This window comes from Citrobacter sp. S46_ASV_140 (genome assembly GCF_018919545.1).
Taxonomy (GTDB): Bacteria; Pseudomonadota; Gammaproteobacteria; order Enterobacterales; family Enterobacteriaceae; genus Citrobacter; species Citrobacter braakii.
This window is the reverse complement of sequence record NZ_JAHLRC010000128.1, coordinates 1-9,554: the sequence shown is the minus strand read 5'-3', so window position 1 is coordinate 9,554 and position 9,554 is coordinate 1. Positions and strand designations below refer to the sequence as shown.

Sequence of the window (9,554 nt, the reverse complement as noted above, 5' to 3'; positions counted from 1 at the left end):
GTCAATATACAGATCGCCTTTGACGGCTATTTCCATGCGAAAACCGCCGTGGGTGGCGATTTGATCCAGCATGTGGTCAAAGAAGCCAACGCCGGTATTGATTTTGCTACGGCCTTCGCGGTCCAGCCAGACTTTGACGTCAATCTGCGTCTCTTTGGTATTACGCTCAACGTGCGCGTAGCGGTCTCTTTTGGTCAACTGCTCGCCGATCATCGCCCAGTTCAGGGTGTCACGGTGGTAGCGTAATCCGCTAATGCCCATGTTTTCTGCGAGCTGAATATCGGTCGCCCGGTCACCAATGACGTAGCTGTTTGCCACATCCATGGCCTGTTCAACCAGATACTGCTCAACCAGTTTCACTTTTGGCTTACGGCAATCACACGCGTCCGCTGGCAGGTGCGGGCAGATCAGCACCTCATCGAATGCTACGCCCTGAGAGGTGAATATTTGCATCATCAGGTTATGCGGACCGTCAAAATCGGCCTGCGGGAAGCTCTGCGTACCGAGTCCATCCTGGTTAGTAATCATCACCAGCTTAAAGCCGGCTTTTTGCAGCTTCAGCAAAACGGGAACGACGTCCGGCTCGAAGGCGAGTTTGTCAAAGCGATCGACCTGAAAGTCACTTGGCGGTTCTGAAATCAGGGTTCCATCACGGTCAATAAAAAGATACTTCTGGCTCATACTTGCTCCGCACGTAAGGCGTCAATGACGCGCTGGCTCTCTTCGCGGGTTCCGACAGTAATTCGCAGGCAGCCGCTTAACGAAGGTTGTTTATTCTGATCTCGTAAGATAATGCCCTGATCCCACAAAGATTTAAATACGCTGCTTGATGCGGTGAAGCGCGCCAGAACATAGTTGGTTTCAGAGTCGAAAACCTGCTCTACACAGCGAATGGTTTTCAGATTCTCCACCAGATACTGACGCTCTTGCAGGATCTGCTCTACGCGTTGGCGCATGGCGGAAATCCCTTGTGGCGTCAGCGCCTGGGCGGCAATATCCGCTACCGGGGTAGAAAGCGGGTAGGGAGCAATCACCTTTAACAGCAGATTGATAACCTCTTCATTCGCCAGCGTAAATCCGCAGCGTAAACCGGCGAGAGCAAACGCTTTGGACAGCGTGCGTAATACTGCCAGATGCGGATACTCAGACAGCCAGCCTGCCAGCGTAGCCTGCGGACAAAACTCAATATAGGCCTCATCAGCGACCACGATGGCTTTACCCTGCGTCATTTCGAGCAGTGAACGTAGGTCCTGCGGATTTATCAGCTGGCCGGTTGGGTTATTGGGGCTGCATACGTAGACCACTTTCACGCCATCAAGCTTGTCCGCGATGCCTTGTAAATCCAGCTGCCAGTTATCCAGGGTCGGGACGGTGCGGCATTCAACGCCAATCGTTTCGGCGCTGACGCTGTACATGCCGTAAGTCGGCGGACAGTAGAGAATTGCATCTTTACCGGGTTCGCAAAAAGCGCGCACCAGCAGTTCGATCCCTTCATCTGCACCGCGGCTGACCAGCACCTGCTCTGGTTTGACGCCAGCATACTGCGCGTAATTCTCAATTACGGTTTTCGGCTGACACTCTGGATAGCGGTTCAGCGTCTGCTGGCGTAGCTGGAACTCAACGGCGGTTGGGTACTCATTCGCGTTGAGCCACACGTCCCCGTTACCGCCAAGACGACGGGCAGACTGATAGGGCGTTAACTCGCGAACATTCTTACGGGCTAAATCAGTGACGCTGAGAAAGTTGTCAGTGCTCATGCTTGCTCCTTCAGGGCGTTAACGCGCAGGGTGACGGCATTTTTGTGGGCAGTCAGTCGTTCAGCAGCGGCCAGTGTTTCAATGGTGGAGGCCAGGGCAGAGAAACCTTGGGGAGTTAATTCCTGTACCGTCATCCGTTTCTGGAAATCAGCCAGCCCAAGGCTTGAGCAGGTTGCGGTATAGCCGTAGGTCGGAAGAACGTGGTTGGTGCCGGAAGCATAGTCACCAGCCGACTCAGGGGACCAGTCACCCAGGAATACCGAACCAGCGCTGGTGATATCGTCAACCAGTTCACGCGCGTTACGGGTCTGAATAATCAGGTGCTCCGGGCCGTAGGCGTTAGAGATGGCCACGCATTGCTCAAGATCTCTGGCGACGATCAGTCGGCTGGCGGCGAGCGCCTGACGTGCGGTGTCGGCGCGGGAAAGCTCGGCAAGCTGGCGTTCAACGGCTTTGGCCACGCCTTCGGCCAGCGTAGCGTCTGGCGTCAGCAGGATAACCTGCGAGTCGGGGCCGTGTTCGGCCTGAGAAAGCAGGTCGGAAGCAACAAAGTCAGGCGTCGCGCCGCTGTCGGCAATAACCAGCACTTCAGACGGGCCCGCAGGCATGTCGATAGCCGCGCCGTCAAGACGTTGGCTGACCTGACGTTTGGCTTCGGTCACATACGCATTGCCCGGCCCGAAGATTTTATCGACCTTAGGAATTGATTCGGTACCCAGCGCCAGCGCGGCAATGGCCTGCGCGCCGCCCACGTTGAACACCTCTTTTACGCCACACAGTTGCGCGGCGTAGAGGATTTCATCGGCAATCGGCGGCGGTGAGCAGAGCACCACTTTTTTGCAGCCGGCGATACGCGCCGGGGTCGCCAGCATTAATACGGTCGAGAAGAGCGGTGCCGATCCCCCAGGAATATACAGCCCCACGGAGGCGATAGGGCGAGTAACCTGCTGGCAGCGCACGCCAGGCTGAGTTTCAATATCCACCGGCGGCAGGATTTGCGCGGTGTGGAACGCATCAATATTACGCACCGCCGCCTGCATGGCTTGTTTCAGCTCGGCGCTCAGGCGGCTACTGGCTTGCTGAATTTCTTCTTCGGTGACGCGCAGCGCGCCGACCTCGGTTTTGTCAAACTTAGCACTGTATTCACGCAGCGCCCGGTCGCCGTTATTTTTGACGTTCTCAAGAATCTCGGCCACCGTGCGGCTGATGCTTTCAGAGGCGGATATCGCCGGGCGCATCAGCAGTTCGCGCTGCTGCTCGGGGCTACGGCTATTCCAGTCGATCAGGGTATTGAAGCTCATGGCTATCACTCCATCATCTTCTCAATCGGCAGCACCAGAATTGAGCTGGCGCCGAGCGCTTTCAGTTTTTCCATCGTTTCCCAGAACAGGGTTTCGCTGCTGACCATGTGCATGGCTACGCGCTGCTGGTCACCCGCCAGTGGCAGAATGGTAGGGCGCTCAGCGCCTGGCAGCAGGGCGATGACTTCGTCCAGACGTTCGCTCGGCGCGTGCATCATGATGTATTTTGATTCACGTGCCTGAATGACCCCCTGAATACGGGTCAGCAGTTTGTCGATCAGTTGTTGCTTGGCTTCGGCCATTTCGCCGTCGCGCTGAATCAGGCAGGCTTTAGAGCGGTAAATCACTTCCACTTCACGCAGACCGTTGGCTTCAAGCGTGGCTCCGGTTGACACCAGATCGCAAATCGCATCAGCCAGACCTGCGCGGGGAGCGACTTCTACAGAGCCGTTTAACAGACAGGATTTAAACGACACCCCTTTTTGATCAAGATAACGTTTAAGCAGGTGTGGGTAAGAGGTAGCGATACGCTTACCGTTCAGCGCTGCCGGGCCATCCCAGGCTTCATCAACCGGGGTAGCCAGCGAAAGACGGCAGCCGCCGAAGTCCAGACGACGCAGGGTAAAATAGCGTGGATCTTCACCCTGTGCCCGGCGGTTGAGCAATTCCTCTTCGAGAACGTTTTCCCCGATGATGCCGAGATCAACGACGCCGTCCATCACCAGACCCGGGATATCGTCATCACGCACGCGCAGAATATCGATCGGCATATTCTCAGCCATCGCGATCAGGCGCTGGGTGTGAAGATTAATTTTAATGCCGCAACGGGCCAGCAATTCGCGTGAATCATCGCTTAAACGACCTGATTTCTGCATAGCTATGCGTAAACGGGTGTTATCTAACATTCTTTATTCCTCGTTATCCTGTCTGAATCAGTTTGGGTCACGCACAAAAAAAAGCCCCCGGAAGAAATCTTCCGGGGGCTTTCTCATACGCTCATGCACCGCTGGAAGATTTAAATGTCTCCCAGCACACATCGCCTGAAAGACTAGTCAGGATGATGGTGATGATGGTGTTTGAATTGAGCGCGTGTCATAAATTTTCTCGATGAATGTTTATTCATTTGATGTCTTTTAACCTAAACCACTTTAGCTACGGAAAGCAAGGGCTTTTTTTGATCATTAATTCATTTCATATTGATACTATGAATTGTCAGCCACTGTGGGCTAGCGTAGCCTTGCGTTATAGGCCAAAAGTCAGGAGAGAAGGCATGAAAAAGATCGCAATTGTCGGTTTAGGTTGGTTAGGCATGCCGTTAGCTATGTCGCTGGCGGCGAGAGGCTGGCAGGTTACCGGCAGCAAAACCACATTGGATGGGGTGGAAGCGGCCCGCATGAGTGGTATAGAGAGCTACTCGCTGCGCCTGGAGCCTGAACTGGTCTGTGAGACAGACGATCTCGACGCACTGATGGACGCCGACGCGCTGGTTATTACGCTACCTGCGCGCCGTAGCGGTCCGGGGGAGACATTTTACCTGCAGGCTATGCAGGAGCTGGTCGACAGTGCGCTGGCGTACCGTATCCCGCGGATTATTTTTACCAGTTCGACGTCGGTCTATGGCGATGCACAAGGCATCGTGAAAGAAGGGAATCCGCGTAACCCGGTCACGGCAAGTGGTCGCGTTTTGAAAGAACTTGAAGACTGGTTGCACAATTTACCCGGCACTTCGGTGGATATTTTGCGCCTGGCCGGACTTGTCGGCCCGGGAAGACATCCCGGTCGTTTTTTCGCGGGCAAGACAGCGCCAGATGGACACCATGGCGTCAATCTGGTGCATCTGGATGATGTGGTTGCCGCCATCTCTTTGCTGCTGCAAGCGCCAAAAGGGGGACACATCTATAATATATGTGCGCCTATGCATCCGGCGCGCAATGTGTTCTATCCACAGATGGCCCGCCAGTTGGGGATGGAGCCGCCGGAATTTCGTGGCAATGAGGATAACGGTAAAGGTAAAGTCATTGATGGCAACCGTATTTGTAACGAGCTTGGGTTTGAGTACCAGTATCCTGACCCGCTGGTGATGCCGATGGAGTGACAGACCAGCAGAGTGCCGCTGATACCGCCAGGAGGCGAGTATGAAACCACTGCTGGACGTTCTTATCATCCTCGATGCGTTGGAAAAAGAGGGCAGTTTCGCAGCGGCGTCGGCAAAATTGTTTAAGACGCCGTCCGCGCTTAGCTACACCGTCCATAAGCTGGAAAGCGATCTTAATATTCAGCTACTCGATCGCAGCGGCCATCGGGCTAAGTTTACCCGTACCGGGCAGATGCTGCTGGAAAAGGGGCGGGAGGTGTTGCACACCGTCCGTGAACTCGAAAAGCAGGCGATTAAACTTCACGAAGGCTGGGAGAATGAACTGGTTATTGGCGTAGATGATACGTTTCCCTTTTCGCTGCTGGCCCCACTCATCGAATCTTTCTATCAACACCACAGTGTGACGCGCCTGAAATTTATCAATGGCGTGCTGGGCGGCTCCTGGGATGCCCTCACTCAGGGGCGGGCAGATATTATTGTCGGCGCCACGCATGAACCACCTGCCGCGAGCGAATTTGGCTTTGCGCAGCTAGGGGTTCTGGAGCAGGTGTTTGTGGTTGCGTCGCATCATCCGCTGGCGCAGGAACAGGAGCCGTTAAATCGTCGCACTATTCGGCGTTTTCGCGCGATTGTGGTGGGCGACAATGCACAGCATGCCAACGTCTCCGGCTCCCAGGTGCTTGACGATCAGGAAGCCATCACCGTTTTTGACTTCAAAACCAAGCTGGAACTGCAAATCAGTGGTCTGGGATGCGGCTATATTCCGCGCTATCTGGCGCAGCGATTTCTGGAGAGTGGCGCTCTGATTGAGAAAAAGGTGGTCGCACAAATTATCTTTGAACCCGTGTGGATAGGTTGGAATGAACAGACTGCCGGGTTGGCCAGTGCCTGGTGGCGGGATGAGATTTTAGCAAATAGTGCTATTGCGGGGGTGTATGTTAAAACGGCTGCTGATAAATCAATCAGTTAAGAAAAAATATTCTTTTGTAGTAGCTTCAATCTCTTGTTATTTCTCTCCAAATTAGTGCAAAATACGCCGCTTGCAAAAAATGACATTAACCGACGTTTTAATACGCGTCGGTTATTTTTTTGCATCAAACCAATCATTCATAAAAGAGGCCGGGCTTCGTACCGGATAGATACTTACTTAAAAATCGACAGTTGTTGTCGCTGAGGATTAACAAAAAATGGGGCAATTTTTTGCTTACGCGACGGTTTTCGCCGTAATGGGGGATAACCATGTCGCATAACGCTACTCCAAACACCTCTCGCGTGGAATTACGTAAAACGCTTACGCTGGTTCCGGTTGTCATGATGGGCCTTGCCTATATGCAGCCGATGACGCTGTTCGATACATTCGGTATCGTATCAGGAATGACCGATGGTCACGTCCCGACAGCTTACGCCTTTGCACTGATCGCCATCCTCTTTACCGCACTGAGCTACGGTAAACTGGTGCGTCGCTATCCGTCTGCAGGCTCTGCCTACACTTATGCCCAGAAATCCATTAGCCCGACCGTTGGCTTTATGGTGGGTTGGTCGTCACTGCTGGACTACCTGTTCGCACCGATGATCAACATTCTGTTGGCGAAAATTTATTTTGAAGCTCTGGTGCCGTCGATACCGTCATGGATATTCGTGGTGGCGCTGGTGGCCTTTATGACCGCCTTTAACCTGCGCAGCCTGAAATCTGTTGCGAATTTCAACACCGTAATCGTGTTGTTGCAGGTGGTGCTGATTGCAGTGATCCTCGGCATGGTCGTTTATGGCGTGTTCGAAGGGGAAGGTGCCGGTACGCTGGCGAGCAGCCGTCCGTTCTGGTCAGGTGATGCGCATGTGATCCCGATGATCACGGGAGCGACTATCCTGTGCTTCTCGTTCACCGGTTTTGACGGTATCAGCAACCTGTCTGAAGAAACCAAAGACGCTGAACGTGTGATCCCGCGGGCGATTTTCCTGACCGCGCTGATTGGTGGCCTGATCTTTATCGTCTCCACCTATCTGTTGCAGCTGTACTTCCCGGATATCTCACGCTTCAAGGATCCGGACGCTTCTCAGCCGGAAATCATGCTGTATGTCGCTGGTAAGTTCTTCCAGGTCGGCGCGCTGATTTTCTCTACCATTACCGTACTGGCTTCAGGTATGGCGGCGCATGCAGGCGTAGCGCGTCTGATGTATGTGATGGGACGTGACGGTGTGTTCCCGAAAAGTTTCTTCGGTTATGTCCACCCGAAATGGCGTACTCCGTCCATGAACATCATTCTGGTTGGTGCGATTGCTCTGCTGGCAATTAACTTCGACCTGGTGATGGCGACGGCGCTGATTAACTTCGGTGCGCTGGTGGCGTTTACCTTCGTTAACCTGTCGGTGATCTCCCAGTTCTGGATCCGTGAGAAGCGTAACAAGACGCTGAAAGACCACTTCCAGTATCTGTTCCTGCCAATGTGCGGTGCGCTGACCGTTGGTGCGCTGTGGGTGAACCTGGAAGAGAGCTCAATGGTTCTGGGTCTGATCTGGGCCGCTATTGGTCTGATTTACCTGGCTTGCGTGACCAAAAGCTTCCGTAACCCGGTGCCACAGTACGACGAAGATATCGCGTAATAGCTGTATTTAGATAAAAAAAACCGGAGACATGTTCTCCGGTTTTTTTATACGTGGGAGTTATACAATCTCTTGCGCATACTGCCAGAGTGACTTCAGCAGCATCAGTTTCTCTTTGTTATCTGCATATTGCTGGCTCAGCATCTGCAATTCATTGGCGTAATTTTGCAAAAACTCCGGCGTGAATATTTGACGACGATGGTCCAGCCAGCGCTGCTGTTCGGCTTCATCCAGCGTTCCGGGGAAGTTACGTGCGCGGTAGTTAAACAGCAGCTTTTCAATGCGCTTATCGACAAAGGAGATATCCAGCGCCGGTAAATTGCGCGGCTCAGTTTCCAGAACGATTTTCATCGCGGCACGGTCGGCATCGCTGAAAAAACCATTGTATAACTGTGCGTCTACGTTATCTGATGGCGTAAAGGGTTCCGCATCGGCGAAGATGGCCACCACTTTGTCGCGAACCTGCGGGTTTTCGCGCAGTATTTTGAGATTATCCAGACAATGCTGGCGGTTAATGCCAAGGCGATCGGCATCTTCCGGGCGCAAGGTATTCGCCTGTGCCAGTACCGGGCATTTGTTGATGTGCACCAGTTTAACCGGCACGGCTGGGTTATCTCCCAGATCAGCTTTAGCAGTGTAGAGCCGCTCACGTAGCGCGTCGCTGTCCAGTTCGAGCAGCGGTGAAATATCACCGGCTAAGTCGACCATAATCACCGCGTTGCGATTCTCAGGATGCCAGGCCAATGGCGCCACCCAACTGGTGTTGCCGCGCCATGCGCCGAACATCCCCGAAACATGGACTAGCGGCTTCATTTGCGGGACATCAATCAGTGCGGCCAGCTTGTGCTTATTGCGATGGCTGTAGAGATAATCAAACAGGCGCGGCTGGCGCGACTTCACTAATTGCGCCATCGCAATTGTGGCGTATACATCGGCCATCGCATCGTGGGCATTGGCATGTTCAATACCGTTGGCTTTGGTCAAATGCTCCAGGCGAAAGCTGGGTAAGACGTCGTCGTTTTCCGGCCAGTTAATTCCTTCAGGACGCAGGGCATAGCAGGCGCGCATCACATCCAGCAGATCCCAGCGTGAATTATCGTTCTGCCAGCTCCAGGCGTAGGGATCGTAGAAATTGCGATACAGGATGTTGCGCGTCACTTCATCATCAAAGCGCACGTTGTTATAGCCCAGGATACAGGTTTTCGGCACCGTGAACAGGGCGTGGATGCGCGCAGCAAAAGCGGCTTCATTTTCTCCTTTTTCACGCGCTTCCTGCGGTGTGATACCGGTTATCAGCACCGCCTCAGGCTGCGGCAGATAGTCGTCTGCGGGTTTGCAATAAAAGACTTCAGGTTCACCAATAATGTTGAAATCGCTATCTGTGCGGATAGCCGCAAATTGCGCGGGTCTGTCCAGCGCCGGATGGGTACCAAAGGTCTCGTAATCGTGAAAGAGAAAACCAGGTTGCTGCTTGCCGTCATTCATTGTTCAGTTATGTCCGGGATCAATTTAGCGCTCGTCCAAGAATACCAAAAAATAGCGAGGTAATCAGCAAAGCGATTATCAATGCTGAATGATGTACGCAATAAAATTGAGATGAACAGGCTTTAATAGAATTGATTAATAAATTTTGTACTGTTAAGAGAAATTACTGGAATAAATTTTCTGAAATCTATGAGCTGATAAATAATATAAATGAGAACCATTATTGTTATTTAGCGCTGATTTGTTGTGTTCTGGAAATTTTAAAATTCTTTTATAAACAATGGGTTTTTATTTTGGTGGTTAGCTGCTCTATAT

Annotated in this window: 8 protein-coding genes, 1 pseudogene and 1 other annotated feature; of the genes and pseudogenes, 3 read left to right on the top strand and 6 right to left on the bottom strand. The window is 52.8% G+C overall.

Annotated elements, in window-relative coordinates; translation table 11 throughout:
* From hisB to hisL, 5 genes are all read right to left on the bottom strand, one after another.
* Window positions 1–681, bottom strand: a 681-nt coding sequence (hisB, locus tag KQJ19_RS20275) for a histidinol-phosphatase (RefSeq protein ID WP_216404053.1), incomplete at its 3' end; no start/stop codon positions are given.
* Window positions 678–1,757, bottom strand: a complete 1,080-nt coding sequence (gene hisC / locus KQJ19_RS20270; protein ID WP_049281927.1) for a histidinol-phosphate transaminase — start codon at window positions 1,755–1,757, stop codon at window positions 678–680. The genes hisB and hisC, both read right to left, overlap by 4 nt.
* A complete protein-coding gene (gene hisD, locus KQJ19_RS20265; RefSeq protein ID WP_216404052.1) occupies window positions 1,754–3,058 on the bottom strand; it encodes a histidinol dehydrogenase in 1,305 nt (434 codons plus the stop codon). Before hisD ends, hisC begins: the two co-directional genes overlap by 4 nt.
* A 5-nt stretch (window positions 3,059–3,063) precedes the next feature.
* Window positions 3,064–3,963, bottom strand: coding sequence for an ATP phosphoribosyltransferase (gene hisG, locus KQJ19_RS20260; RefSeq protein WP_003834191.1), 900 nt, complete (start codon window positions 3,961–3,963; stop codon window positions 3,064–3,066).
* A 45-nt stretch (window positions 3,964–4,008) separates the two neighbouring features.
* Window positions 4,009–4,131: a sequence feature (His leader region), on the bottom strand.
* Window positions 4,107–4,154, bottom strand: a complete 48-nt coding sequence (gene hisL / locus KQJ19_RS20255; protein WP_100250077.1) for a his operon leader peptide — start codon at window positions 4,152–4,154, stop codon at window positions 4,107–4,109. Its footprint overlaps the feature before it by 25 nt.
* Before the next feature lie 174 nt (window positions 4,155–4,328).
* Between hisL and KQJ19_RS20250 the strand changes: the two genes are divergently transcribed.
* From KQJ19_RS20250 to plaP, 3 genes and pseudogenes are all read left to right on the top strand, one after another.
* Window positions 4,329–5,153 carry an SDR family oxidoreductase gene (locus tag KQJ19_RS20250; protein ID WP_216404051.1) on the top strand — a complete coding sequence of 275 codons (825 nt, stop codon included), beginning with the start codon at window positions 4,329–4,331 and terminating at the stop codon, window positions 5,151–5,153.
* A gap of 40 nt (window positions 5,154–5,193) precedes the next feature.
* Window positions 5,194–6,178: pseudogene (locus tag KQJ19_RS20245) on the top strand (LysR substrate-binding domain-containing protein).
* Window positions 6,179–6,392: 214 nt separating this feature from the next.
* Entirely contained in the window at window positions 6,393–7,754 is a 1,362-nt protein-coding gene (gene plaP, locus KQJ19_RS20235; protein WP_016153551.1) for a putrescine/proton symporter PlaP, read from the top strand.
* A gap of 60 nt (window positions 7,755–7,814) precedes the next feature.
* Here the strand turns inward: plaP and sbcB are convergent, their stop codons facing one another.
* Complete coding sequence (gene sbcB, locus KQJ19_RS20230; RefSeq protein WP_216404050.1) at window positions 7,815–9,239, bottom strand: exodeoxyribonuclease I; 1,425 nt, start codon at window positions 9,237–9,239, stop codon at window positions 7,815–7,817.
* Between the last annotated feature and the right edge of the window lie 315 nt (window positions 9,240–9,554).

Excerpts from the sequence above, each read along its gene's own strand:
- KQJ19_RS20250 (WP_216404051.1), top strand. The coding sequence starts at position 4,329 with ATGAAAAAGATCGCAATTGTCGGTTTAGGTTGGTTAGGCATGCCGTTA.
- plaP (WP_016153551.1), top strand. The coding sequence starts at position 6,393 with ATGTCGCATAACGCTACTCCAAACACCTCTCGCGTGGAATTACGTAAA.
- hisC (WP_049281927.1), bottom strand. The coding sequence starts at position 1,757 with ATGAGCACTGACAACTTTCTCAGCGTCACTGATTTAGCCCGTAAGAAT.
- hisG (WP_003834191.1), bottom strand. The coding sequence starts at position 3,963 with ATGTTAGATAACACCCGTTTACGCATAGCTATGCAGAAATCAGGTCGT.
- sbcB (WP_216404050.1), bottom strand. The coding sequence starts at position 9,239 with ATGAATGACGGCAAGCAGCAACCTGGTTTTCTCTTTCACGATTACGAG.
- hisD (WP_216404052.1), bottom strand. The coding sequence starts at position 3,058 with ATGAGCTTCAATACCCTGATCGACTGGAATAGCCGTAGCCCCGAGCAG.